This is a genomic window from Allomuricauda sp. R78024, from assembly GCF_044596045.1.
In the GTDB taxonomy this organism is placed as follows: Bacteria; Bacteroidota; Bacteroidia; order Flavobacteriales; family Flavobacteriaceae; genus Flagellimonas.
This window is the reverse complement of record NZ_CP138995.1, coordinates 3,702,181-3,728,700: the sequence shown is the minus strand read 5'-3', so window position 1 is coordinate 3,728,700 and position 26,520 is coordinate 3,702,181. Positions and strand designations below refer to the sequence as shown.

Genomic DNA, 26,520 nt, shown 5'->3' with positions numbered 1-26,520 from the left:
AAATGCACACATTAGAGGACGTAAACACGGATAAGCTTCCAAAACATGTTGCCATTATCATGGATGGTAATGGTAGGTGGGCCAAACAACGCGGTAAACTCAGAATTTTTGGTCACGAGAATGGAGTGGAGGCGGTAAGAAAAACCGTTGAGAACTGCGCAAAACTTCAAATACAATTTTTAACACTTTACGCTTTTTCCACGGAAAACTGGAATCGCCCCAAACTAGAAGTAGAAACCTTAATGAAACTTTTAGTGGCTTCTTTACGTAAAGAACTAAAGACACTCAATAAAAATAATATTAGGCTAAATGCAATTGGTAATATAGATTCTTTGCCTTCTAAAGCCCAAAAACAACTTGCGGAAGTTATTTCAAAAACATCTGACAATACTGGCATGATGCTTACTTTGGCCCTTAGCTATGGCTCTAGGGAAGAAATAAAAACAGCCATAAAAGAGATAAGCATCAAAGTTAAAAATAATATAATTTCACCCGAAAATATTGACGAAACCGTTATAAATACTCATCTTTACTCGCATTTTTTACCAGATGTAGATTTACTCATACGTACCAGTGGGGAACGTAGAATAAGTAATTTTTTACTTTGGCAAATTGCATACGCTGAATTATATTTTATTGATGTATTTTGGCCTGATTTTAGTGAGCATCATTTGGTAGAAGCAATATTAAGTTACCAAAATAGAGAACGACGATTTGGAAAAACTAGCGAACAACTCAATTAAGGATATAAAAAATTCCACCCAACTATACCTAAAACTACTCCTTCTACTACTCTTCACCAATCAAAGCTTTTCTCAGGATACTTCCTTTGAAGATGGGAAGAGTTATATTTTAGGCGGGTTGTCGGTTACTGGTCTACAAAGCTATAATGAACAAACGGTTAAAACCTATACCGGTCTTCGGGTGGGACAAGCAATTACCATTCCTGGAGATGAGATTAGCGCCGTTATAAAAAAGTTATGGAGCTTAGAGTTGTTCAGCAACGTTGAAATCTACTACACCAAAATAGAAGGTGACAAAATCTTTTTGGAGTTAAATATTTTAGAACGACCAACACTTTCAAACGTTACGGTATATGGCGTTAAAAAACGAAAGGTAGAAGACATTATAAATGATACAGACCTTAAAAAGGGGAAAAAAATCACTGAGAGTTTAATTGCCAACACTAAAAATTACCTTCAAAACAAATATAAAAAGCAAGGCTTTTTAAATGCTAAAGTAAATATAGCCACGGCTGCGGATACATCTGGTACCAATACACAAAGTATGGTCATCAATGTAAAAAAGGGTGACAAGGTTAAAATTCGGAAAATAGTATTTGAAGGGAACGAAAAGCTTACGGACAAAAGACTTGCAAAGTCATTAAAGAAAACGAAGAAGAAAAAGATTTACCGCTTTTGGAAGAAATCCAAATATATAGAAGCTGATTACAAAGAAGATCTTTCCAGTCTGGTGGATGCCTATGCCGAGAGGGGGTATAGAGATGCACGAATTTTATCTGACACTTTTGTGAAAGTTGATGAAAACAACATCGATTTAAAAATAAGCGTTGAAGAAGGGGATAAATATTATTTTGGGGATATCAACTTTGTTGGTAATTCAGTGTATACGGACAGGCAGTTGAGTCAGGTCTTGGGTATTCGTAAAGGAGCTACGTATAATGGAGTATTGCTTAAAAAACGAATAGCCGATGATACAAAACCCGATGGTGAGGATTTAACCAACCTCTATCAAAACAATGGGTACTTGTTTTCAAGTATTAACCCAGTTGAAGTATCTGCAATAAATGATACGATCAATTTTGAGATACGTATTATAGAAGGTAAAGAAACCTTCTTAGATCATGTTACCGTATCTGGAAATGATAAAACCAATGACCACGTAATTTTTAGGGAACTACGTACTAGACCCGGACAGAAATACAGCAAGGATAATATTGTACGTAGTATTAGGGAATTAGGACAATTAGGATTTTTTGATGCTGAGCAAATAGTGCCAGACATTCAAAACCCCGACCCCAATGCCGGTACGGTAGATATAAAATATAGTTTGGTGGAATCTGGTTCTAGCCAAATAGAATTGCAAGGCGGTTTCGGCGGTGGCGGATTTATTGGAACTCTGGGTCTGTCTTTTAGTAATTTTTCATTAAGAAATATCTTTAATGGTGAGGCCTACAAACCAGTTCCTATGGGAGATGGTCAGACGTTTGCACTCCGTTTACAAGCGAGTAGAACATTCCGTGTATATAGTTTGAATTTTGCAGAACCATGGTTAGGTGGCAGAAAACCTGTTAGGTTTAACTTTTCATTGTCAAGAACTCAGCAATTCGCTACCAATTTTAACAATCAGGGTAGATTGGATGTTGATAGAGATAGAGGATTTTCAATAACAGGGATTTCAGCGGGGCTTGCTAAAAGAGTACAATGGCCAGATGATTTCTTTACAATTTCCCATTCTTTGAGCTACCAGTTATATGATTTCAACGACTTTAATAATGGACTTTTCAATTTTGGTAATGGTAGTTCCAACTCTTTAAGTTATACTTTCGGAATATCAAGAAGTTCACAAGGTCCCAGTAGAATATTTCCGTTGACAGGATCAAATTTTGAACTTACAGCAAAGTTTACTCCGCCATATTCACTTTTTAGTGGCAAGAACTTTAAAGAAATAAGGACTACTATCGACGAGACCACAGAAAGGCTTTTTGAGATTGGTGCAACCCCAGCGAACATTGAAGAACAGCTGGAATTTGAAGAGCTAAGTGATGAGTTGGAAAGATTGGAAGAAGAACGCTTTAAACTATTGGAATTCTACAAAATAAAATTTAAAGGTGACTGGTACACAAGATTGGTTGATAAACTGGTATTGCGTTCCAATGCAGAATTTGGCTTTTTGGGGAGCTACAATAATGATATAGGTAACGTGCCATTTGAACGTTTCTTCGTTGGTGGAGATGGTCTAGGGAACTTTACTCTGGATGGAAGAGATGTAGTTCAATTAAGAGGATATGAAAACAGTTCTTTGACTCCTTTTATTACAAATCCAATAACAAACAGACAGGAGCAAGATGGTGGTACTATTTATAACAAATTCTCTTTAGAATTACGTTACCCTCTTACATTGAAACCTTCAGCTTCCATTTATGCGCTTTCTTTTTTGGAAGCAGGAAACGCATTTAACAATTTTAATGAGTATAATCCGTTTGAATTAAAAAGATCTGCCGGAGTGGGGCTACGTATTTTTATGCCGGCATTTGGTCTCTTGGGTATTGATTTTGGGTATGGCTTTGATACAGATGCCAGACCAGGGTCGGTTGGACCAAGCGGCTGGCAAACGCACTTCATCATCGGGCAACAGTTTTAACCAGAAGAAAAACACTGTTTTTGTAATTTCTAAATAGCTCATTTTAAATTATTTAGTTATTTTGGCACGATATTTTCTTAGTAAAAAGCGGAATCAAAAATGAATACCAAAGTTCTTTTGTCATTAGTTGTTTTGATGTCTTCCTTTTATGGCTTCTCGCAAAGAGGAGTACGAATTGGGTATGTGGACATGGAGTATATCCTTGAAAATGTTGAGGAATATAGAGACGCAACAGAACAATTAAATACCAAGGCCCAGAAATGGAAGCAGGAAATTGAGCTTAAACAAAGTGTTGTTGAGCAGATAAAGAAGGATTTAATGGCGGAGAAAGTGCTTTTAACGGACGAGTTAATTGCTGAACGTGAAGAGGAAATCCAGATTTTGGAGAAAGAAATGCTGGACTATCAACAGGATCGTTTTGGTCCACAAGGAGATTTGGTGTTGCAGAAACAACTTTTGATTCAGCCAATACAAGACCAAGTTTTTAACGAAGTCCAAAAAATTGGTGGAAATAAAAGATACGATTTTATTTTTGATAAATCGGCAGATGTTGTAATGTTGTACTCCGAAAAAAGACACGATATCAGTGACTTGGTTTTAAGGGAGATAGCTCGGACCAGAAAGGTGAGCAAATCCAATAAAAAGGAACAGCAAAAGAGCCGCTTAGACAAGTTTAAAGAAGAAGAGGTTGAAGCCGATAAGGAAATAAGTGAGGCGTTAAAAGAGCGGCAAGCAAAAGCTGAAGATGCCAGAGATGCTAAGACTAAAGAAATTGAAGATAGAAGAACTGAGCAGTTAAGACTTAGAGAAGAGCGGAAGAAGGCATACGAAGAAAGAAGAAAAAAATTATTGGAAGAGCGCGAGGCCAAGCGAAAAGGAAAATTAGAAGAAAGGAAAAAAACGCAAGAACAACAAAAGGATTCAATACAACAATAAATATTGAAACACTAAAATTAACATTCAAATAGTAACTTAGAATCATGAAAAATGTAAAGAAGATTGCTGTAGCCCTAGTCTTATTTGTGGCGGCTACTGGTTTTGTAAATGCGCAGAGCAAGGTTGCCCACATCAATGTGCAGCAATTATTGTCTGAAATGCCGGAGATGAAAGCAGCGCAAGGCGAACTAAAAAAATTACAAGAAACGTACAGAGCGGATATAGAGAGTTCTATGACTGAGCTTCAAAATAAATATACCCAATACTCTAACGAGGCTACTTCAAAATCTGAAGAAGAAAACCAAAAAAGAGCAGTTGAGCTTCAAGGGTTTGAGAAAAACATTAAAGAAGCAGAGCAAGCTGCAGTTCAAGAGATGCAAAAGAAGCAACAAGAATTGTTTGCTCCTATTTCTGATAGAGCAAAAACTGCTATTGAAAAAGTTGCTGCTGCACAAGGTTTTGACTATGTAGTAGATGCTAGCCCTGGACTTAGTCTTATCGTAGCCAAAGGAAAAGATTTATTACCAGCAGTAAAACAAGAATTAGGCTTCTAACACTTTTACTCTTACAATATTATAACCGCTTTCTCTACTAGATAAAGCGGTTTTTTATTTTCTAATATTAGTGTCTATTTTTGAACATGCAACAACCCATTGGGATTTTTGATTCAGGTGTTGGAGGAACATCCATTTGGAAGGAAATACAAAAGTTACTTCCCACTGAAAACACCATCTACCTTGCAGATAGCAAGAATGCACCATACGGTGCTAAATCAAAAGAGGAGATTCTAGATCTTAGCATAAAAAACACGGAGTTTTTACTTCAAAAAAAGTGCAAGTTAATTGTAGTTGCTTGCAACACTGCTACCACAAACGCTATTGATTATTTACGTGCAACGTATAAAGTTCCGTTCATAGGAATAGAGCCTGCTATAAAGCCGGCGGCGCTCCATACAAAGACCAAGAAAGTAGGTATTTTGGCAACCAAGGGCACCCTGTCTAGTAGTTTGTTCCATAGTACCTCAAAAATCTTTGCCGAAGGAATTACGGTACTCGAACAAGAGGGTACGGGTTTGGTCGAATTGATTGAAGCAGGGGAGGTCTATTCAAAAACAACAACAGAACTTTTAAAGAAGTATATGGATCCAATGTTGGAGGAAGACATTGATTGCCTTGTTTTAGGTTGTACACATTACCCTTACCTGATACCTATTCTTAAGGGCCTACTTCCCCAAAAGGTGACAATAATAGATTCTGGAGAGGCTGTGGCACGACAAACAAATACCATATTGATTAAAAATCAGCTATCCTCCAAAATAGGGAATAATACAAAACACATATTTTTATCCAATTCAAATGTGAAGGTCCTTAAAAACTTGGTAGATGGTGCTAATGTTGAAGTTTTCCATCTAGACTTCTAATCTTCACTTTCTACGATAGGTGAGGTACGTAAAATCGTGTTGGTGTTTCTTGTCTTTAGGATGATACGCTTCGTTAACTAGCTTCCACTCATTTGTATCAATAGATGGGAAAAAAGTATCAGCTTCAAAAGAATCATGGATTCTGGTTAACTCGATATCCGTGGCAAATTCCATTGCCTGTTTATAAATTTCACCTCCCCCAATAATAAATGCAGATTCTTCATCAGTTATCAATTCTATGGCATTTTCTATAGAATGAGCCATGGTACAGGGAAATTTAGGGGTATAGTTCTTATCCCGTGTAATTACAATATGTTCTCTATTTGGGAGCGCCTTTGGGAAACTTTCTAAAGTTTTACGGCCCATAATTATTTTATGTCCAGTGGTCAAGGTCTTAAAACGCTTAAAATCATCAGGCAGGTGCCAGGGAAGATCGTTGTTTATGCCAAGGGCGTTGTTTTCTCCTGCTGCCGCAATAATAATCAATTGCCTCACAAATCTTTTTTTTTATTGATTTTGGAAAGTGGAAAATCAGTATCAATTTCCTTTTGAATTTCTGCAATACGTTTCTTTTGTTTGCTTACCAACTTTTCTCGTTGTTGTCGCTCCCATTTCTGCCCCATAAATTTATTGGTAACAAAAACATTGAATGCATGCATTATGAACAAAAAGGCCCATAAAAGAATGGCCCAAATAAACCAATCATAGGCTTCACCGTACTTTAGGATTTTATTGATGAGGACAAGAAAAATGCTGCCTATTAGAAAAATTACAAAATGGGAAAACAGTCTTTTTTTTTGACGAATTCGCTTTTGGGCATTTTCCAAAAGTTCATGCTGTTCTATATCAACTGGGTTTTGTTCCTTCTTTCTTGATAACATTGAATGGCTATCTTTATAGGCAAATATAATTGAATTACATCCAAAATTTTATCAATGCAAAACTTAAGAAAGAAATTCCCTGTTTTAAAGCAATGCATATATGCCAATACTGCAGCAACTGGCCTGTTGTATGAAGACTTGTTAGAATGGAGACAAGAACATGATTTGGATTATCTGATAGGGGGGAGCGAGATGAAAATGAAGAGTTTTCACAATATGTCAAATGTAAGAGACGCTGTGGGTAAATTTTTTAGTTGTAAAACGGAAAATGTAGCATTGGTGCCCAACTTTACCCTAGGCCTTAATATGCTTTTAGAGGGATTAACAAAGAAGCAAAATATACTCCTTTTAAAGGACGATTATCCCTCTTTAAATTGGCCTTTTGAGACGAGGGATTTTAATAGAGAATATATTGAAATTGATGAAAAACTAGAAGAGAGAATCTACGAAAAAGTGCAAACTGGAAAAATTGATGTTCTTGCCCTAAGTATTGTACAATGGGTGAACGGTGTCAAGATAGATTTAAATTTTCTGAAGAAGTTAAAAAACGATTTTAAAAACCTATTGATTATCGTGGATGGCACTCAATTTTGTGGTACTCAAGAATTCAATTTTCAAGATTCTGGTATAGATGTTTTGGGAGCAAGTGCATACAAGTGGTTGTTGTCCGGTTATGGAAATGGTTTTGTTTTGGTCAAAGAAGAAGCCAAAGAACGTTTTGATCTTAAATTTATTGGTAATGGCTCTGTAGATAGAGAAATTGACAAAAGAAATGATATCCCTTTCTGTAAATATTTAGAACCAGGACATTTGGATTCATTCAATTTTGGAAGTCTGCAATTTTCGTTGAATTTTTTAGAAAACATTGGTATGAATCACATTTCAGCCCAAATGGAAAAATTATCATCCAAAGCCAAAGCAGAATTTTCAGCATTGAATCTTTTAGAGGAAAATGTGGTGGACAGAAACCTGCATAGCACCATCTTTAATATAAAGGGAGATAAGCAGCTTTTTAATAAGCTTGAGAGTCAAAATGTTGTTTGTGCGCTTCGCGGTGATGGTATTCGCTTAAGTTTTCACTTCTACAATACAGAAAACGAGATTGATGCAATTGCGGATATGCTCAAATCCTAAGTGATAAATATCATTTTTTTTGAAAAATCAAACACTAATTTTGTAGATGTAACCCTATTGTTAGGCGCATTTTATCAATATGATAAATCGAACGTAACTTATTGTAAGTAAGCTGTTTTATGTATTGTTTTGTGTCTGATTTTAAAAAGAAAAATACCATGGCAATAAAAAAACAATACCTTAAGAGCAAGCCTGTTTGTAAAGTTACATTCACTGTGCCTGCAGAAGAAGCAAAGAAAGTAGCTGTAGTTGGCGATTTCAATAATTGGAACCCAAAGGGAAGTACTTTAAGAAAGCTAAAAAACGGAACTTTTAAAGGAACGTTTGAACTTCCAAAAGAAAACACTTACGAGTTTAGATACTTGGTAGACGGATCATATATTAATGATACCGAAGCTGATCGTTTTCAATGGAACGATTATGCTGGGACAGAAAATGCTGTTTTAGAACTATAAAACTTTTAAAGTCGCCATTGAAGTTTAGGCCTCAATGGTGACTCCTTTCCAAAAAGCGACCTTTCCTTTAATGGGTTTTGCGAGTTCGCTTGTTTCTGGGTAGTACCAAGCAGCATCAGTATTTTGCTTTCCATCTACCTCTATTGAGTAATAAGAAGCAACACCTTTCCACGGACATGTTGTGTGGGTTTCACTAGGTTTAAAAAACTCCTTTTTAATACTCTCCTCAGGAAAGTAATGATTATTTTCTATAACCACAGTGTCATCACTTTCTGCTATTACGGTGTTATTCCAAATTGCTTTCATAAATTATTTTTTAAAAACGTAATTTTTATACTGTTGTTCAGAATCTGTGAATTCCGTTACTATTTTGAGGTCCGCTTTTTCCGCCAACCATTCTACAATAGCATCATCGTATTTTTGAGAAATTTCGGTATGGATGGTTTCCCAAGCTTTAAGACGTATTTCCAACTCCAAACTTTCAATCCAAACGTTTTGTTCTTCTTTTGATACCAAATAACTTTTGGCCGTTCCGGTCTCTGGATCATAAACTTCCCAATGTGAAAACTTGTCCAGATTAAAACTCCCGCCCATTTCTTTATTGATGCGGGCTAGAATGTTTTTGTTGAAAGCTTCGGTAATACCAGTTTTGTCATTATAGGCATCCAATATGGTCTGTGGGTTTTTTTTCTGGTCAAATCCCATAAAAATTAGGTCCCCATCATTTATGGAATCCTTCATATTTCTTAAGAATTCCAAAGCTTGTGGATGTAATAGATTACCAATATTGGAACCAAGAAATAGGATTACTTTTTTTCGTTCGTTAGCATCTCCAATATCCCTTAAAGTATCAAAATACGTGCCTTGTAATGTGTTTATCTCTACTTCTGGAATTTCTTGCCCCAAGGACTCTTCCAATTGATCAAGTGCATTTTGGCTAATGTCTATAGGCCTATAATCAAAAGAAATATTTTTTTCTGTAAAATGGCGAAGCAAGATTTTAGTCTTTTTTCCATCTCCCGCGCCTAATTCAAACAGACTAAAAGGTTCATCATTTTTTCCAAAAAGTTCTGCGATTTCGGTCTTGTTTTCTTCAAGAATGTTGAACTCACAATCCGTGAGATAATATTCGGGCATAGCCATAATATCTTGAAATAATTTATCGCCTATTTCATCATAAAAATATTTGGAAGACAAATGTTTGGGATATGTGGTCAACCCTTCATAAACCTCTTGCTCAAAAGTTGAGGTAAAGGTTGTGACTTCATTGTTTTGCATAGTGGTTATGTCGTAATTACTTGGCTAACCTTAAACCGGTAAATTGCCATCTTAATTGGGGGTGAAAAAAATTTCTATAGGTATGTCTTGTATGCTTTGTGGGTGTTGCTACGGAGCCTCCTCTCAATACTTTTTGGTTAACCATAAACTTGCCGTTGTATTCACCCAATGCACCATCTGCTTTTTGATAATTGGGGTAGGGAAGGTAAGCGCTTTCTGTCCACTCCCAACGTTTGCCCCACGGAAAAAATGCTTGTCCGGCTTCCCATTCAAACTCAGTGGGTAACCTAAGTCCTTTCCATTGTGCATAGGCAAAAGCCTCAAAATAGGAGATATGCGTTAACGAAGCATCCACTTTTACTTTTTGAAGGCCTTGAGCTGTGTAGTTGTACCAATCTCCATCAATGTTATGCCAATAGAACGGTGCAATAATTTGATTCTGACTCACCCAATCCCATCCTTCGGCATGCCAAATATCAAAACGTTGGTAGCCTCCTGCTTCAATGAATTCTATGAACTCTCCATTGGTGACCAATTTATTGGAAATTTCATATGAATGTAGGTACACTTTGTGTTTTCCCAATTCATTATCGTAGCAAAAATCAGATGAATTATGTCCAATCTCATAAACACCCTCTTCTACAGCAATCCAGTCTTGTCGATGGTTTTCTATTGGATGGTCTTCAAATTCTTTGGAATATTCAGGCAAAAGAGGGTTGTTTCCAAGAATATATTTGATGTCTGTCAATAATAATTCTTGATGTTGCTTTTCATGATGGATTCCTATTTCTAATACCGCATTGATCTCTTCGTTTTGATCAGTTGCTAAAAACTTTTTAATGCCCTCTGTAACATACTTCCTATATTCATAGACTTTTTTCACGGATGGCCTGGATAAGTTTCCCCTATCTGATCGGACCACTCTTTTTCCTACAGTCTCATAATAACTATTAAAAACAAAAGAAAAATCTTCATCAAATAGGGTGTAATCCTTGGCATGGGGCTTCAGAATAAATTCTTCAAAAAACCACGTGGTGTGGCCCAAGTGCCATTTTGGTGGACTTACATCTATTACCGGTTGAACCACGTAATCTTCAATTTCTAAAGGTTGACAGATATCTTCGGAATGTTTTCTGGTTTCCAAAAAGAAATCCAAAAGGGAATCGGTAAGAATCATAAAAATGTTTTACACCTTAAAGATAAAAAATAAGGTCTAGTTTACCGCATAAACTGGAAGACTAAAACTAAAGGAAGTACCTTCATTTGGTTTACTGAACACCTTAATCTTACTATCGTGTATCTCCATTATTTTCTTTACAATAGCGAGGCCTAGACCTGTGCCCTCCTTTTCCTGACCAACTTTGGTCTGTCTGTAACGCTCAAAGATCAGGGCTTGGTTATCCTTTTTAATTCCTGGACCAGAATCTTGAATTATAACTTCTACATGGTCATTCTCTGCTTCAATTTTTACGGTAACCTCTCCGCCTTTTGGGGTGAATTTTAACGCATTGTCCATCAAGTTTTGGATAGCTCTTTCTACAAGGGAGATATCAGCAAAAACCAATGGAACACTCTTTGCCATGGACAGTTTTAAATCAATGTTTTTCTGTTCTGCCAATAAAGAATAATTTCTGTGAATATCATTGGCCAATTCACTAATTAAAAAAGGTTCTTTTTCTGGCTGAATTTGGTTGGCCTCCAGCTTTGAGTATTCAAAAAGCTGGGAGACCAACTTGGAAAGACGTTCACTACTGCGGGTAACGGTTTTTAGATATTCGGCCCGTTCCTCAGCAGAAAGCTCATCGTTTTTCATGTGAAGTGTTTCAATATAGCCTTGTATTATGGATAGTGGTGTTCGCAAATCGTGGGAAATATTGGCAATTAATTCTTGTCTCAATTGCTCAACGGACTTTATTTTTTCAATATCAGATAAAATGGTATCAGCCATGCTATTATAGGTGCTAGCTACATTGGCCAGATCTGTTTTTTCAGCATTTTCTATCCGATACTCTAAATCGCCTTGTTGAAACCGCTTGGCGGCATAGATAATCTTCCTTAAGCTTCTGGTGAGGTACCAAATAGCAAGTATGCCCAAGAGGGTGGCAAAAACTAACGTTAATACAGACCCGCCAAGGCCCAAACGCATAAAATAACTATTGAACAAATCGCTACGGGTAGCTAAAAAATCCTCTCCAGCAAGAATAATGTATACATAGCCTTCATGGCCATCCTTGTTAAAATGGGCTGCTGAAAAAATGGTTTGTTTGGATAAATCCTTTGGATCATCACCTATTGTATAACTACTCCCTTTTTCATTGATGAACCTTTTTATTGGTTCTAGATTCACTTTTTTCTGCTTGGTCTCAGGAGCGTCATGGTCAAGGACAACAGAGTACTGTACATTTCCAGAATTATCCAATAGATACACTTCAATGGCGCGGTTCACGGCCATCATATCATGCATGATGTCTCCAAAAAGGGCTTTGTTTACCGTTCCAGTAGAATCAAAAGGGTGCGTATCCTTAAATTTCTCCTCAATAAGATCTTGAGCAAGATTGGCATGTAAGCGCTGGGTGGTCTCATAAAAATATTTGTTAGATAGATATATGGACGTAATGGTGTACCCAATACCTGCAAGCAATAGAATAGCAAGGAATGAGAGGGTGAGTTTTAGGATAAATCTAACGGAAAGTATATTGTTTTTCATCTGTAGCGGTTTGGTTAGGCCTCCATAAGTTCTTCATTGAATTTATATCCTACCCCCCATGTGGTCAAAATAAATTTAGGATTGCTCATGTCTGGTTCAATTTTGGAGCGTAGACGGTTAATATGGGAATTCACAGTATGTTCATACCCTTTAAAATCGTACCCCCAAATCATGTTCAATAATTTTGAACGATCATAGCTTTTTCCGGGGTTAGAGGATAAAAGCACCAGGAGTTCAAATTCTTTGGGAGAAAGCTCTATTTTCTTGCCATCTAAAAGCACCTTGCGCATATCTATATCTATAGAAAGCATGTCGAACTCCATCAATTTGGCGTTTTTCTCCGAAGATGGCTCCATAATATCCATCTTCTGTCTTCTGAAAATAGCTTTCACTCGTGCAATAAATTCACGAACGCTAAAGGGCTTGGTCAAATAATCATCAGCGCCTACTTCCAATCCCAATACCTTATCTATTTCTTCAGAACGGGCCGTAAGCATCATAATTGGTGATTTAATATTGTTCGCTCTAATCTTCTGGCAGATTTCAATTCCGTCCATTCCCGGAAGCATTACGTCTAGAATAATAAGGTCTGGATTTTCGTTGATGGCCTTTCGTAATCCAACATCTCCTCTATCAGCCGTCAAAACTTGACAACCCAAATCTTTAAGATGTATTTCCAAAAGACGAACGATTTCAATATCGTCTTCAACGATCAGTACTTTTTTCATGATGCAACGAATTAAAAGGTAAAGTATCACGGAAAGTTCACCGTTTTCTACAATTTTTTGATCGGATACTCCTTAAGAAGTCTGTTTTTGGCGCAAATCTTTACAAAAAGACTATGTTTTTATATTAAATACCTGATAATCAGAACGTAATGAATTTTGATTTTTATGTGATACTTCTGCAACATCTTCCCCCTTCATTTGTGGAACAATTTAAAAACACACGAAAATGAGCAACTTAAAATCATTATTGATGCTAATGGGCATTGGAATACTGTTGGTTTCCTGTAAAGGAGATACCGATGATGATAATCCCATTGTGCTAGATGCAGGTACACTATCTGGTGGCCCTTTTACCTTTACTGTTGATGGAATTGCGGATATGGTAAGCGGAATTACTTTAGATGCCAATGACCTTGTTGGGAGTAATACAGGTTATGTAATTACAGATGAGTCTGGAAATATTCTAGGACTTCCACCAACATTGGAAGCTGTAGAAGGCGTAAATTTTGATGAAGCCGGAGCTGGGGTATGTCTTATTTGGCATATTGTTTATGAAGATGGCCTTCAAGGTTTGGAAGCTGGTTTAAATACTAGTGGCCTAGCTGGTGATTATGACCTTTCCAATTCGTTGACCGTTACCAGAAATGGTTTAAATGCGGGAATGCTGTCGGGCGGCCCATACAATTTTGTTGTAGATGGTATACCGGATATGGTGAGCACTGTTGCCTTGGATGATTCAATGCTTACCGGTGATGCACAGACCTACGTGATTACGGACGATTCTAAAAATATTTTGGGAATACCTCCGACTTTGGAAGCTGTGATGGGTGTTGACTTTGATGGAGCTGGTGTAGGATCTTGCTATATCTTTCATTTGACCTATTCAGGAGAATTATCTGGATTGGAAGGTGGACAGAACCTGAACGACCTGTCTGGTAATTTTGCCCTTTCAAACTTTGTAGTGGTCAACCGAGACCCATTGAATGCGGGAACTTTATCTGGAGGTCCGTACAACTTTGTTGTAGATGGCACCCCAGATATGGTAAGCGCTATTGCCTTGGATGACTCTGGAATTACTGGTGATGCACAAACTTATGTAATCACTGATGATTCTAAAAATATTTTGGGGATTCCTCCTACTTTGGAAGCTGTAAAAGGTGTTGATTTTGATGGCGCAGGAGTAGGTTCTTGCTATATCTTTCATTTGAGCTACTCAGGCGAGCTAGCTGGATTGGAAGGTGGACAGAACTTAAATGACATGACCGGTAATTTTGCGCTTTCCAACTTTGTAACGGTCAACAGAAATGCATTGAATGCTGGCACCCTCTCTGGAGGACCGTATAACTTTGTTGTGGATGGTACACCGGATATGGTAAGTGCCATTGCTTTGGATGACTTAGAAGTTAACGGGGCCGTACAGACCTATGTGATTACGGACGATTCCAAAAATATTTTGGGAGTGCCCCCAACTTTGGATGCTGTAAAAGGAGTAGATTTTGATGGAGCAGGCGTAGGTTCTTGTTACATATTCCATTTGACCTACTCTGGTGAATTGTCCGGATTGGAAGGTGGACAGAACTTGAATGACCTGTCAGGTAATTTTGCGCTTTCCAACTTTGTAACGGTGAACAGAAATGCATTAAATGCAGGGTATATTGGCGGAGGTCCATTTTTATTTAAAGTGGATGGTACTCCAGATATGGTAAGTGGAATTTATTTAGATGACTCCAATTTGACTGGATCAAAACAAGGCTGGGTGATTACAGATGAATACAATAATATTCTAGGTTTACCACCAACAATTGATGCAGTTGAAGGTGTAGATTTTGATGCTGCGGGTGTTGGAATATGCTTTATCTGGCATATTACCTATGAGGAAGGACTAACAGGATTGGAAGCTGGAATGAACGTTGCTGACTTGGATGGCTTTTATGACCTTTCTAACTCCATAAAAGTGACTAGGGAACTTCCACATTAAACAAACATGAAAAAGAAAATAAGTGACTTTGTTTAATTGTTTGTTAAGCACCCAAGTGAAAGCTTGGGTGTTTTTTTATAGTTGAAATATCACGGGTATGGAATACGTGAACTCATCTGGTTTTCCATTGCGCTTACCAGGTTGCATTTTGGGCAAAAGTTTTATTATCCTAAAAGCTTCTTTTCGCAATGATCCATGCGGTCTTCCCAGAACGCGTAGGTTTTCAGTTATCCCGTCTTCAGTAATGTCCATAACCACATTTACTGTCCCAGATATCCTGTTTTCATAGGCATCACTTGGATAAATGAAATTTTTGGCAATATGCTGTTCCATCATACTTTGAAGACACTGGGCCGTTTCTTCCTGTGAAAGATTTTCACAGCCTGGGAAAATGGGAATTTCTTGAATAACTCCTCCTAAATACTCATCTGCACTAGGAATATATTCTAAAACTGGACTTTTTTTGCCCTGTAACGCAAACCGATAGTATAGAAAGTGATGGGAGATTACGGGTTCAGGCTTTCTGTTGATTATTTCAAATTTTGGAAGCGATGCCAATATTTCTTTCATGTCATCATCAAACTTTTGCAATAGTTTTGACTTGCTACAATTAAAATCACTTTTTTCTAGAATTAGCCTGCCTTGGGTATCTACTATAAAACCCAGAACAAAGTTGATAGTATCATTTCTATATTTCTTAAAAGCTGATAAATTCTTTTTTTGAGATAGTATGGAGATCATTTTGTTTTTTACATCATTGAACAAATAGGTGTTATGATTTTGCTCCGTTGAATTATTTGGATGAATCAGCTGTTCTTGCGGAAAATACTCAATCTGTGATTGAGCATTACTAAAGGAAAAGCAAAACAGACAACAAATTAGTGAGAGTTCCTTTTTCATAGTTTTGATCATCAGCGGTTAGATGTTCGTCCAACCGCAAGTAAATTGAAATCAGTTTTAAAATAAGAATCTATAGGTAGTTGTTCTTTGTTTTTTGCAGGCTCTAGTATTACTTCTTTTGAGGTAAGATAATTTTCAACAGCTTTTTTGGCTTCCGAAAAGGTGGTTACTGCAATAGCGTTTGAAATAATTCCGTCTTTGTTGATTTCAAAATAGACGCTGACTTTACCGCTAAATTTTTCACCATCCCCTAAATAAAGTTTTTTGGACTTGGTGACAAGCTCAAAAAGCTTTTCCTCAAAGCATTTTTTTCCATTTTTGGATTTTCTACACCCAATAAAAACTGGAGGAACAGCAGCGTCTTCACAGGCTATTGGCGGAATTCTCTCCAATACAGGCTCTTTTTCCATTTTCAGGTTGAACACTATGGGAAAACTATGAGAAAATGCAACAGGTTTTCCATTTTTTTTAGCAGGAACTATTTGAGGTAGAGTCTTCATGATTCGAATACTCTCCTCTTCAAAAGATTTTTCCATGGATCTGACTTGAATTTTGGAAATCATTCCCAAAGAGTCAACTAAAAACTGCACATATGCTTTTCCGGTTATTTCCTTTTCTAGGGCTTCTGCAGGATACTGAAAGTTGGTCGCGATATGGGCATTTAACTGTAGGGTGAAACATTCTAGCGAAGCAGGAATTTGGCATTCGATTTTGCTAATAATAGGAAGTTCATCCACTTCGTTAACTTTGTACCTATACTGTTGTTGTGCAATAGCAGTATGAAAGCAAAAAATAAAACCCAAAAAAAGTAGCTTTTTCATAGGAAGCGGTTGGTAATGATTCGTCAAGATAAATGGTTAAGAAACAAAATCAAAAGGATTTCCTAGTATGCTTTATTGCTCAAAAAGAATGGGGTTTAGATGAGAATCTATAATAGTACCAATTTTCACGCCTGGACACCATGTTTTCCAGTCATTTATTTGGCCATCATTTTCCGGTTGTTTTAAGATCATATCCTTGTCCATATAAATGGCCGTCATCACCTTTCTGGTTTGATTGGTGTTGTTTGCGCCCGCCCGATGGAAAATCCACCCGGAATGAAAACTGATTTCCCCAATATCAAAAGGCTCAGATATCTTAGTGCAATCCGTCAATCGTAATTTTTCACCAATTAAGGTTTCGCTTTCATCACTGATAGATAAATCCCTTCCGGTTAAAATGTTTTGACTACCAGCGGCAAATTCAAGCGGACCCATTTCCATGGGTACTCCTTGCAAGGGAATCCAAGCGGTAATGACTTTTTCAGTGGACAATGGCCAATAATACTGATCGGCATGCCAAGGGGTTATGCCTCCGCCACCTTCCTTAAAAAGGGCTTGATCATGGTACATGCGCACGCCATCCACTTCCATAAGGTCAGAAGCTAGTTGTGCCAACCGTTTACTAAACATGATTTCCTTAATCTGCTCATCTTGGGTCCATAAATTAAAAATCTGCAAAAAAGCCTTGCCATAAGTGTCGCGCTCTTTAAGATCAGTAGTTTGTGTGTTCAGCTCGTTCACTTTGGCAGATATTACGGTATTGATATGGGCAATCACCTTTGGTGGCAATACTTCTTTAATCTTTATAAAGGCATTTTCCTTGTAAAAATCGATTTGTGCCTTGCTTAAAGGAAAGGGTTGTTGGAGTATGTCTAGGTTCATGCTAAAGTTTCTAGTAGAACAAGTTAAGCAAAAGACATAATTTATTACAACCCAAAACAAAAGATGAATGTATCTTGGATTTGGGCGCGGAACTGTTGTTTTATGTAGAGAAGATACTTTCCCCCAAAAAGGGAAATCCAAAATGTGGTTTTATGGCAATTTGGGTTAACGCTTCTGATGGACTGTATTTTCTTTCAAATATTTTATGATTATTCCAAGTTGTCCTAAATGATAAAGATCGTGATGTAGCATTCCGTTAATTACAAAACTATATTTATAATTTCCCTTGAAATCGGTATCAAAATATTCCTCACTTAGAAATTTGTCGTCTTTTGATTTTAATAAATCAATCAATTTAGTCAGAGTTTTATCATAATCAGATTTGATGTGTTGCCAACCCAATAATTCGAGTTTGTCATTGGGCAACCAGTTTTCCTCGCAATCATCTGTTTTGCTTCCCCTTCCAGTTTGAATTTTCAAGATTGTCTCTTTTCTCCACAATGTCAAATGGGAAATTATTTCTGCAATACTGTGCAAGCCTGTAATTGGTCTTGTAAAAACCATGCTTTCATCAACTTGATTCAATTTGCTGGTAAATGTGCTGCCTATCCATAATTTTCCATTTTGGACTTCTTGATATTGCTGAATAATATTTTCAATTAGGGATTTCATTCTAATAAATGCTAATGGTCTAGTATAAAAAATTTGGCAGTTGTCTGTGATATTTTTCAGGTGAAACTAAAGCCAAATTTAAAAATTTGTCGGTCTTTGCGAATAAGACTGAACTTTTGTTAACCAAAGCGCCCTATTTGCTATATAGAATGTTAGCAGTTGTTTATCTTTTTCTAGGCTCTAAATAGACAAATTCGTCATAAATTCTTTTAAATTTTTCTTTGTCAATTGGTTTGTAAATTTCTTTTGTGCTAACGGGATGGTTTTTGACACAATTCTGCGTAATACATTTTGTTGGTCTAGTAGGTCTATTGGTAAAGCCACCGCCACAATTAGGGCAAACATCTTCTAAAATATTTTCTACACAATCTTTGCAGAAAGTGCATTCATAAGTACAGATCATTGCCTCATCACTTTCATTAGGAAGTGATTTTCTGCAATTTTCACAAATAGGACGCATTTCTAACATATCCTTAAAATTTAGGTTTTGAATTCTATTCTTTCAATTGTTGCTAATGGCTAGTATAAGAATGGTAGCCCGATTGCATTGCACTTTCCTATCAAGACAATAGAACGTAGTAGCGAGCAAAAAACCTTCAATCTACTTAGATTCGGCTATAATTTTTGTAAAATGTAACTGAAGGTTACATTTTAGCTTGCTTGTAATACATTACTATTTCTACAGCTAGGTTTTTTAGTGTTTCGGTTTTTTTAATTCTGACTCACTGATATTTGAGTTGGTGTTTTTGGTCATGTCCAAATATTTTTGCTGCAACTCATCTGAATCTCCGTATTTGACCCTTAGTTTAGCTAGTCTTTTTTTTAGTTCCACAACCACATCTTTATATTCAGGATCTCCGTAAACATTCTTCATTTCATGCACGTCTTTTTTGCGATCGTATAATTCCCATTCATCTATATCGTAATAAAAGTGTGCTAACTTATAATCCTTAGTAACGATGCCATAATGCCTTTTTACGGAGTGCCACCCTGGATATTCATAATAGTGGTAATAAACGGCCTCACGATTCCACCCTTGAGAGTCTCCTTTTAAAAGCGGCATTAAAGATTCACCTTGCATGTCAGCTGGTGCTTTTACTTGGGCGGCTTCCAAAAACGTTTGGGCAAAATCCAAGTTTTGTACCATTTCTTCATTGGTGATACCAGCTTTGATTTGGTTGGGCCACCTGATCAACAATGGTGTTTTAAAAGACTCATCATAAATAAAACGCTTATCGAACCATCCGTGTTCACCAAGATAAAAGCCCTGATCGGAGGTGTAAACGACCATAGTATTGTTAGTCAAATCATTTTCATCAAGGTAGTTCAAGACTCGACCTACATTATCATCTACAGATGATATACACGCCAAATAATCCTGCATGTATCGTTGGTATTTCCAACTCATTTTCTCCTTATTGGTCATCCCTTTCCAATTGGCTTTGAAATCGGCATTGATGGCATCCAATAGAGGGTCGTATAGGGCTTTTTGTTCTTTTGTCATTCTATTACGAGATTGTTTTAGCGCATATTCCCCGTCAAATATGATTGGTGGAATAACCGGCTCAACAACCCCCATCTCTTCGATGGTCTCAGGCATAATTTTAGAATCCTGTGTATAGTCCATATGATAAAGTAGATTCATTTCCGCTGTTTTAGCGGCAGTGCCTCTGTTTGTGTAATCATCAAAAAGCGTTTCTGGTTCAGGGAAGGATTTCTTTGAAAACTCCTTCATTTTTTCAGCACTTGGCCACCAAGCTCTGTGGGGTGCTTTGTGCATGTACATCAACATAAAGGGCTTGGTTGTATCTCGTTTTTTATCCAGCCATTCCAAAGTAATATCAGTGATAATATCAGTCACATATCCAATTATGGTAGTGTCGCCTTTCTGAGTAATAAATTCTGGGTTGATGTAACTTCCTTGCCCTGGTAAAATCATAAAGTCATCAACTCCTTTAGGATTATTTCCAAAATGTAGTTTGCCAAACATCGCTGTTTGGTAACCTGCCTTTTGAAACAACTGTGGGAAAGTAATTTGGGTAGTGTCAAATGGCATGATGTTATTGATTTTGCCATTGAGGTGGGTATGTTTTCCCGTTAGTATAGTGGCACGTGAAGGTGCACAAATAGAATTGGTCACACTTGCATTTGTAAAGAGCATCCCTTCTTTTGCGAGACGGTCAATATTTGGTGTTTGTATGAGTTGGTCAGAATAGGCACTGATGGCCTGATAGGCATGGTCATCTGACATGATGAACAGAATATTTGGGGGGACTGTTGGCTCTTGTTCATTCCCTTTACAGGATAACAGAATAGACATTACAATCGGGACAAGAAAATATGTAAATGTTCGATACATGATTAGTTTAATTTTCGGGTATGGGTTGCAGTTGTTTAACTTAAAATCTTCAGAGGAGAAATCAGTTTGATATTTTGTTTATTGCATGTGTTCCTAAAGTACTACTTTCCGCTCGATTATCTATAGTTGTTTTTACAGGAAGGGGTTTAATCTATCTTTTTCATTTCAATCCAAAATGGGAATATTCTTTTTGAGTTGATAGCATAGAAGGGTATCAAGTCGCAGTCCATTTTAGGAAAGAAGACGTTCTTCATCTCAATAATGTCAGTATCCTCTTTTTTGTTTACCATTTGTTTGACCAAGGTATTGGCTTCTATATACATCCTGCCATTTGCTTTAACGGGCTTAATGAACTTAATTTTTATGTTATAATGCCCTTTTTCCATGCTGACCCTCCACTTGCCATATATTTCTTCTTGATCCCAAATTCCGCGTTGTCCACCAGCATCGTTCCTATTCAGAATTGTGGGGTTTTCCTGTTTGCTTCCAACAATAATACGGGGTTGATTAATTAGATTTTCGGAAGTTATCAATTCATTATAGATTCCATCAAGTTCTGCTTTTAGCTCTTTTGCCAGATTTTTATTTTCCGATATAATATTATTTTGTTCGTAAGGATCTTTTACAAGGTTGAAGAGCTCAAAGTCCTTGGTTGGAGCATTATAATTTGTCTTTCCAACCAGTTTATAATTTCCCTTTTGTAACGCCATATTAAAATAAGGTTCTGGAAAACGTCTTGTCCAATAAAAAAACAATGGTCGGTTTATCCAATCAACGTCTTTTTTCATAATTAATGGCAGCAGACTTTTACCGTCAATTGCTCTTTCTTTGGGTAAATCAACATTGCAAACCTTCGCTATTGTTGGTAAAACATCAATATGGGAGGTCATGGTTTCAATATCGATATCCTTCTCAAAAGATGGAGGATATTTAATATAAAATGGTACCCGGACCCCACCTTGGTAAACACTTCCTTTGCGACCACGCATACCACCCACATATCTGGTTTGTTGCGGGCCATTGTCAGTCATAAAAATAATGAGTGTATTATCCGAAATATCTAAATCATCCAGTTTTTTAAAGAGTTTGCCCAAATTGTCATCAATGTTTGATACCATGGCATACACTTTTCGGGCATCCTCTTTATCTTTTTCTGTCATTTTTGAAAAGGGCCTGCTATCATCCTCAAAGTTAGATGCCGGGTCAATGTCCTTATATTTTTGATAATAATTTTCCGGCACTTGTAAAGGTGTGTGTGGAGCATTAAAAGAGAGATAACAGAAAAAGGGCGAATCTTTATTTTTTTCTACAAACGCTATAGCTTCTTCTGTAAAAATATCCGAGCAATAACCGTTATAGGCTTCTTTATTGTTATTGTGCCACAGTACGGGGTCAAAATAACTCCTATCACCTTTAAAATATGTGGTGATATCACCAACTTGCCCCATTCCACCAGAAAGATGGATCAAGGATTCATCAAAACCTTGATCATTTGGTCTACTTGGGTAATTATCACCCAAATGCCATTTGCCAAAAACCCCTGTTTTGTAACCTTCTTGTTTTAGCATTTCGGCAATGGTAACCTCGCTTGATGCCATTATTGCGCCGCCATTGTAGGTATCCCTTATACCTGTGCGCAAGGAATAGCGCCCTGTCAAAAGACTTGAACGGGTTGGGGCGCATACCGGGGAGACATAAAAGTTGTTGAAACGAACACTTTCGGTAGCAAATTTGTCTATCACCGGGGTTTGTACATGTGGGTTTCCTGTAATACCAAGGTCACCATAGCCCTGATCATCGGTTATTATCAATATAATGTTTGGATGTGGTTTTTCCTGAGCAAAACCGTTAACGAAAAACAATGACAAACAAGAGTATGCCAGAACAAAGATGTTTCCAAATTTTAGTCTCATTGGTTTTTAAATGATTGAGTTATGATTTCGTTGCGGAAAACGTTTGTAGGACACTTTTTCGCCGTAGCTCGAAGTTAATAAATAAGCAAGGATTTACGTTTTTGGAAATTAGAAGTAATTGATTATACTTCTTGTTGCGCTAAATTTTTGTCACCCTTGTAAATGAGAAATCATACATTCAGCTCCTTTTTTAATAGCAACTGTCTTTTTCTTTATTCTTCCTTTTGCTTTTTTATCGATATATCTTTTATCAATGTCAGGTATTCTTAAATGAGTTATTTCAGAATTCGCCAATTTTTTTATTTGCTCCCAATTCAATGTAAATGAAAACATATATATACTATAATTTCGTCCGTCACTGTTTTGAATTCCACTAGGTGTAAAAGCAATATTCCCAGATTGTGCTAGTGTGCTACTGGCTTCATTTGAAGATAGAAGTTCTAGTGTTTTTTTGTTTTCAAGTTTTAAAAAAAGACTTGCCCCTTTTTCAAACACATAACTTTTCTCTCCCCAATAGTAAAACTCAATATCAAGACGAACTTCATTGTTTTTCGATTCTAGAAAAACGGTTTTGTTTTTATAGTTAAAAGAAACTACTCTCTCATCAGAGAATGGGTCGTCTTCTACCCGACATTTTTGTGAAAAAAGTGAATTAAAAGTCAATAAAGTGAAAAATACTAAAAGGGTTCTAAAAAGCATATTTTGAAAATTATCAAAGTAATTTGGTTTGTTAGGCAAAAATCACATGCAACCTTTATGCAAGTCGAATACATCACAACGCATCCAAAAGTATGATTATATACGATTTATACAGCCACAATCCCTTTAATATGCGGGTGCGGATTATAGTTCACCAACTCAAAATCATCAAAAGTAAATTCGAAAATATCCTTTACAGCAGGATTAATGCGCATTTTGGGCAATGGTCTTTGGTCTCGACTTAACTGGAGTTCCACTTGCTCCATATGGTTATTGTAAATATGGGCATCACCAAAGGTGTGGATGAAATCCCCAGGCTCATATCCGCAAACTTGAGCCATCATCATGGTAAACAAGGCATAGGAGGCAATATTAAAGGGCACGCCCAAAAAGATATCCGCACTACGTTGGTACAATTGGCAAGACAATTTACCATCCGCCACATAAAACTGAAAAAACGCATGGCAAGGTGGTAAAGCTGCTTTACCATTGGAAACATTTTTGGAAAAGGACACCGAAGTATCTGGCAACACACTGGGGTTCCAAGCGGATACTAGCATACGCCTGCTATTGGGATTGCTTTTTAAGGTTGCAATAACCTCTTTTATTTGGTCAATCTCTTCACTGTTCCAATTGCGCCATTGATGTCCGTACACAGGGCCCAAATCTCCATTTTCATCTGCCCACTCGTTCCAAATACGTACACCGTTTTCTTGCAGATAACCAATATTGGTATCTCCCTTTAAAAACCAGAGGAGCTCATGTACAATAGATTTTAAATGCAACTTTTTGGTGGTCACCATAGGAAAGCCTTCGGAAAGGTCAAATCGCATTTGGTAGCCAAAGACACTTTTTGTTCCTGTTCCGGTACGGTCGCCCTTTTGGTTCCCCTGTTCCAATACATGTTTTAGTAAGTCGTGGTATTGCTTCATATTCTTTCGTTCTACAAATCGTCATTTCGAGTGATTTCAGCATACTGAAATTGTATCGAGAAAAAGGTTTTGGTAAAAGACTTGTTTTCGATGCAAAATCCTTTTAGGATTTCACTCAAACTGTCATCTTTTTATTCTAAAAATCAATCCGTTAAATTCTTGTCATTTCGAACAAGTACAACATGGAGAAATCTTTAAAAGACATCTCGACTGCGCTCGATGCGACAGAAAAATTAAATCTGTCTAAAATACTTCAAGAATAAAGTTATGTAAAAAGAATGTTGATTGACTTATAAAGATTTTATCAACGGATTGGAATACTTACCCTAGAATCATTCCTGCAATGGTTGCGGATAGGAGGGAGGCCAATGAACCGCCCAAAACAGCTTTCATACCAAACTCAGACAAAGTTTTACGTTGACCTGGCGCCAACGAACCTATTCCACCAATTTGAATACCAATTGAAGCAAAATTGGCAAAACCACAAAGCATATAAGTGGCCATAATTACGGACTTGTTATAGGTAAAGTGTAAATTATTGGTCATGGTTTTCAACTCTGCCAACTGAACATAACCCACAAACTCGCTGGCTACAAGTTTAATTCCCAACAGCTGTCCCATGAGCATGATATCTTCATTTGCTACACCAATGAGCCACATTAATGGCGCAAAAACAGTTCCCAACACTGCTTCTAGAGAGAAACTGTCATAGGGCGAATTATCTGCAATCAAGGTGTTAAGGGTGGTTACATCACCAACCCAACCTAAGATTCCGTTGATCATGGCTATAAAAGCAACAAAAACCAATAGCATGGCACCTACATTCATGGCTAGTTTTAAACCTTCAGTAGTTCCATTGGCAATGGCGTCCAAAAAATTGGCACCTATTTTTTCAGAAGATACTTTTACTTCAGTATTTATACTTTCCGTCTGCGGATATAGAATTTTTGAAATTATGATAGCTCCAGGGGCTGCCATCACAGAAGCAGCCAATAAGTGTTTGGCGAAAATCAAGCGCAGCGCAGGGTCATCCCCACCTAAAAATCCAATGTAAGCTGCCAACACAGCGCCAGCAACTGTAGCCATGCCACCAATCATGACCAAAAGGATTTCCGACTTATTCATTTTTTCCAAATAGGCTTTGATAAGCAATGGTGCTTCAGTTTGCCCTAAAAAAATGTTTCCTGCTATAGAGAGGCTTTCTGCACCAGAAATACCTAAGGATTTTGTTAGTAACCATGCCAATGCCCTGACCACTTTTTGTATCACCCCCATATAAAATAAGACGGAGGTCAATGCAGAAAAGAAAATGATTGTTGGCAATACTTGAAAGGCAAAAATGAACCCAAAGGTATCCATATCCACAACCAAACCTTCAAAGAGAAACTGGCTTCCTGCTCGGGTAAAATCCAGAATACTTACAAAGACCTGTCCAATTTTTTCAAACGCATATTGTACAAAAGGAACCTTAAGTACCCCTATTGCAATTAATAATTGCAATCCAAGACCAATTCCCACCGTTTTCCAGTTAATGGCTTTTCTATTGGAACTGAAAAGGAATGAGATGAAAATCAATACTGCCATTCCCAATACTCCCCTCCACAATGTGGTAAAAGTAAATCCTTGATTAGCAATTAACTGTGGTGTTTCTTGAACGGTGATGTCATCAATTATGGTTGTGCCTATTACACTGTTAATAGAGTCTACGGGCAAGGTGTTTTGTCCATAAGATGAGACACAGATAAATAATAAAAGTATTAGGAAACTTTTGGTTTTCTTACCCATGTAAAAGGTTTATTTGCGCTTGGAAATTTCGTCCCTTAATTTAACAGCCTTTTCGTAGTCTTCATTGGCAACTGCTTTATCCAATTCTTTGTATAGCTCTTCTAGGGTAAGTTCTCTATATCCTTGTGATGATGCTCCGGATTCTATTTCCACTGTTTCACCTTCTTGGAGAATTTCATCTACTACTATACTATCATCATCATCTTCGTTTTCCTCATTTTCCTTTGAAGAGAATTTAAGGAAGATTCCTGCTTTGTCCAATATCGTTTTATAGGTGAAAATTGGGGCATCAAAGCGAAGCGCCAGGGCAATAGCGTCGCTTGTGCGGGCATCTACAATTTCTTCAACCTTATCCCGCTCACATATAATGCTCGAATAGAAAACACCATCTACAAGCTTATGAATTATAACTTGTTTAATAACAATAGCATATCTATCGGCAAAGTTTTTAAACAAATCATGCGTCAAAGGTCTGGGAGGTTTTATTTCTTTTTCAAGGGCAATTGCTATGGATTGCGCTTCAAAGGCACCAATAACAATTGGAAGTTTTCTATCTCCATCAACTTCATTTAAAATAAGAGCATACGCGCCGTTTTGTGTCTGGCTGTAAGATATCCCCTTTATTTTTAATCGTACTAAGCTCATATTATCTTCCT

At 37.1% G+C, this 26,520-nt stretch carries 26 protein-coding genes; 8 read left to right on the top strand and 18 right to left on the bottom strand.

What is annotated here, in order from left to right:
* Window positions 1-2 precede the first annotated feature (2 nt).
* From SJY44_RS16875 to murI, 5 genes are all read left to right on the top strand, one after another.
* A complete protein-coding gene (locus SJY44_RS16875; RefSeq protein ID WP_298930584.1) occupies window positions 3-743 on the top strand; it encodes an isoprenyl transferase in 741 nt (246 codons plus the stop codon).
* Window positions 715-3,384 carry a POTRA domain-containing protein gene (locus tag SJY44_RS16870; RefSeq protein ID WP_298930581.1) on the top strand — a complete coding sequence of 890 codons (2,670 nt, stop codon included), beginning with the start codon at window positions 715-717 and terminating at the stop codon, window positions 3,382-3,384. Before SJY44_RS16875 ends, SJY44_RS16870 begins: the two co-directional genes overlap by 29 nt.
* Before the next feature lie 99 nt (window positions 3,385-3,483).
* Entirely contained in the window at window positions 3,484-4,320 is an 837-nt protein-coding gene (locus SJY44_RS16865; RefSeq protein WP_396590604.1) for an OmpH family outer membrane protein, read from the top strand.
* 44 nt (window positions 4,321-4,364) lie between these two features.
* Complete coding sequence (locus SJY44_RS16860) at window positions 4,365-4,874, top strand: OmpH family outer membrane protein (protein ID WP_298930576.1); 510 nt, start codon at window positions 4,365-4,367, stop codon at window positions 4,872-4,874.
* Between the two features lie 86 nt (window positions 4,875-4,960).
* Window positions 4,961-5,740 carry a glutamate racemase gene (murI, locus tag SJY44_RS16855; protein WP_396590603.1) on the top strand — a complete coding sequence of 260 codons (780 nt, stop codon included), beginning with the start codon at window positions 4,961-4,963 and terminating at the stop codon, window positions 5,738-5,740.
* A 3-nt stretch (window positions 5,741-5,743) separates the two neighbouring features.
* On the opposite strand, the gene SJY44_RS16850 is transcribed toward murI, so the two are convergent.
* Together SJY44_RS16850 and SJY44_RS16845 are read right to left on the bottom strand one after the other, a co-directional pair.
* Window positions 5,744-6,235 (bottom strand): dihydrofolate reductase, encoded by a 492-nt coding sequence (locus tag SJY44_RS16850; RefSeq protein WP_396590602.1) that lies wholly within the window; start codon window positions 6,233-6,235, stop codon window positions 5,744-5,746.
* A complete protein-coding gene (locus SJY44_RS16845; RefSeq protein WP_396590601.1) occupies window positions 6,232-6,621 on the bottom strand; it encodes a 2TM domain-containing protein in 390 nt (129 codons plus the stop codon). Before SJY44_RS16845 ends, SJY44_RS16850 begins: the two co-directional genes overlap by 4 nt.
* Before the next feature lie 54 nt (window positions 6,622-6,675).
* On the opposite strand from SJY44_RS16845, the gene SJY44_RS16840 reads away from it, so the two are divergent.
* Both SJY44_RS16840 and SJY44_RS16835 read left to right on the top strand, forming a co-directional pair.
* Complete coding sequence (locus SJY44_RS16840; RefSeq protein WP_396590600.1) at window positions 6,676-7,755, top strand: aminotransferase class V-fold PLP-dependent enzyme; 1,080 nt, start codon at window positions 6,676-6,678, stop codon at window positions 7,753-7,755.
* Between the two features lie 158 nt (window positions 7,756-7,913).
* On the top strand, window positions 7,914-8,210 hold the full coding sequence (locus SJY44_RS16835; RefSeq protein ID WP_298930561.1) for an isoamylase early set domain-containing protein: 297 nt from the start codon (window positions 7,914-7,916) through the stop codon (window positions 8,208-8,210).
* Between the two features lie 24 nt (window positions 8,211-8,234).
* Here SJY44_RS16835 and SJY44_RS16830 read toward each other — a convergent pair whose 3' ends face one another.
* From SJY44_RS16830 to SJY44_RS16810, 5 genes are read right to left on the bottom strand one after another with little or no spacing between them, the layout of a single operon-like run.
* A complete protein-coding gene (locus SJY44_RS16830; protein ID WP_396590599.1) occupies window positions 8,235-8,516 on the bottom strand; it encodes a DUF427 domain-containing protein in 282 nt (93 codons plus the stop codon).
* A 3-nt stretch (window positions 8,517-8,519) separates the two neighbouring features.
* Window positions 8,520-9,488: an L-histidine N(alpha)-methyltransferase gene (locus tag SJY44_RS16825; RefSeq protein WP_299169250.1), complete on the bottom strand. Its 969-nt coding sequence runs from the start codon at window positions 9,486-9,488 to the stop codon at window positions 8,520-8,522.
* A gap of 16 nt (window positions 9,489-9,504) precedes the next feature.
* Entirely contained in the window at window positions 9,505-10,665 is a 1,161-nt protein-coding gene (gene egtB / locus SJY44_RS16820; RefSeq protein ID WP_298930551.1) for an ergothioneine biosynthesis protein EgtB, read from the bottom strand.
* Between the two features lie 36 nt (window positions 10,666-10,701).
* The gene (locus tag SJY44_RS16815) at window positions 10,702-12,195 is read right to left on the bottom strand and encodes a HAMP domain-containing sensor histidine kinase (protein WP_298930549.1); all 1,494 of its coding nucleotides are present in this window, start codon (window positions 12,193-12,195) and stop codon (window positions 10,702-10,704) included.
* Window positions 12,196-12,209: 14 nt separating this feature from the next.
* On the bottom strand, window positions 12,210-12,923 hold the full coding sequence (locus tag SJY44_RS16810; RefSeq protein WP_396590598.1) for a response regulator transcription factor: 714 nt from the start codon (window positions 12,921-12,923) through the stop codon (window positions 12,210-12,212).
* Window positions 12,924-13,149: 226 nt separating this feature from the next.
* Here SJY44_RS16810 and SJY44_RS16805 point away from each other — a divergent pair, with 226 nt between their 5' ends.
* Window positions 13,150-14,901 carry a hypothetical protein gene (locus SJY44_RS16805; RefSeq protein ID WP_396590597.1) on the top strand — a complete coding sequence of 584 codons (1,752 nt, stop codon included), beginning with the start codon at window positions 13,150-13,152 and terminating at the stop codon, window positions 14,899-14,901.
* Between the two features lie 75 nt (window positions 14,902-14,976).
* Here SJY44_RS16805 and SJY44_RS16800 read toward each other — a convergent pair whose 3' ends face one another.
* From SJY44_RS16800 to SJY44_RS16750, 11 genes are all read right to left on the bottom strand, one after another.
* Window positions 14,977-15,801, bottom strand: a complete 825-nt coding sequence (locus tag SJY44_RS16800; RefSeq protein WP_396590596.1) for an energy transducer TonB — start codon at window positions 15,799-15,801, stop codon at window positions 14,977-14,979.
* An 11-nt stretch (window positions 15,802-15,812) separates the two neighbouring features.
* The gene (locus SJY44_RS16795) at window positions 15,813-16,622 is read right to left on the bottom strand and encodes an energy transducer TonB (protein ID WP_396590595.1); all 810 of its coding nucleotides are present in this window, start codon (window positions 16,620-16,622) and stop codon (window positions 15,813-15,815) included.
* A 72-nt stretch (window positions 16,623-16,694) separates the two neighbouring features.
* Entirely contained in the window at window positions 16,695-17,504 is an 810-nt protein-coding gene (locus SJY44_RS16790; protein WP_396590594.1) for a phytanoyl-CoA dioxygenase family protein, read from the bottom strand.
* Window positions 17,505-17,669: 165 nt separating this feature from the next.
* Window positions 17,670-18,176: a DinB family protein gene (locus SJY44_RS16785; protein WP_396590593.1), complete on the bottom strand. Its 507-nt coding sequence runs from the start codon at window positions 18,174-18,176 to the stop codon at window positions 17,670-17,672.
* A gap of 163 nt (window positions 18,177-18,339) precedes the next feature.
* Window positions 18,340-18,645, bottom strand: coding sequence for a DUF1272 domain-containing protein (locus SJY44_RS16780; protein WP_396590592.1), 306 nt, complete (start codon window positions 18,643-18,645; stop codon window positions 18,340-18,342).
* Window positions 18,646-18,870: 225 nt separating this feature from the next.
* The gene (locus SJY44_RS16775; RefSeq protein WP_396590591.1) at window positions 18,871-20,535 is read right to left on the bottom strand and encodes a sulfatase; all 1,665 of its coding nucleotides are present in this window, start codon (window positions 20,533-20,535) and stop codon (window positions 18,871-18,873) included.
* A 146-nt stretch (window positions 20,536-20,681) separates the two neighbouring features.
* Window positions 20,682-22,448, bottom strand: a complete 1,767-nt coding sequence (locus tag SJY44_RS16770; protein WP_396590590.1) for an arylsulfatase — start codon at window positions 22,446-22,448, stop codon at window positions 20,682-20,684.
* Window positions 22,449-22,598: 150 nt separating this feature from the next.
* A complete protein-coding gene (locus tag SJY44_RS16765; RefSeq protein ID WP_396590589.1) occupies window positions 22,599-23,111 on the bottom strand; it encodes a hypothetical protein in 513 nt (170 codons plus the stop codon).
* Window positions 23,112-23,254: 143 nt separating this feature from the next.
* Complete coding sequence (locus tag SJY44_RS16760; protein WP_298930525.1) at window positions 23,255-24,079, bottom strand: thymidylate synthase; 825 nt, start codon at window positions 24,077-24,079, stop codon at window positions 23,255-23,257.
* A gap of 321 nt (window positions 24,080-24,400) precedes the next feature.
* Window positions 24,401-25,864, bottom strand: a complete 1,464-nt coding sequence (locus tag SJY44_RS16755) for a NupC/NupG family nucleoside CNT transporter (protein ID WP_396590588.1) — start codon at window positions 25,862-25,864, stop codon at window positions 24,401-24,403.
* Between the two features lie 9 nt (window positions 25,865-25,873).
* Window positions 25,874-26,509 (bottom strand): bifunctional nuclease family protein, encoded by a 636-nt coding sequence (locus SJY44_RS16750; RefSeq protein WP_298930519.1) that lies wholly within the window; start codon window positions 26,507-26,509, stop codon window positions 25,874-25,876.
* Window positions 26,510-26,520 lie beyond the last annotated feature (11 nt).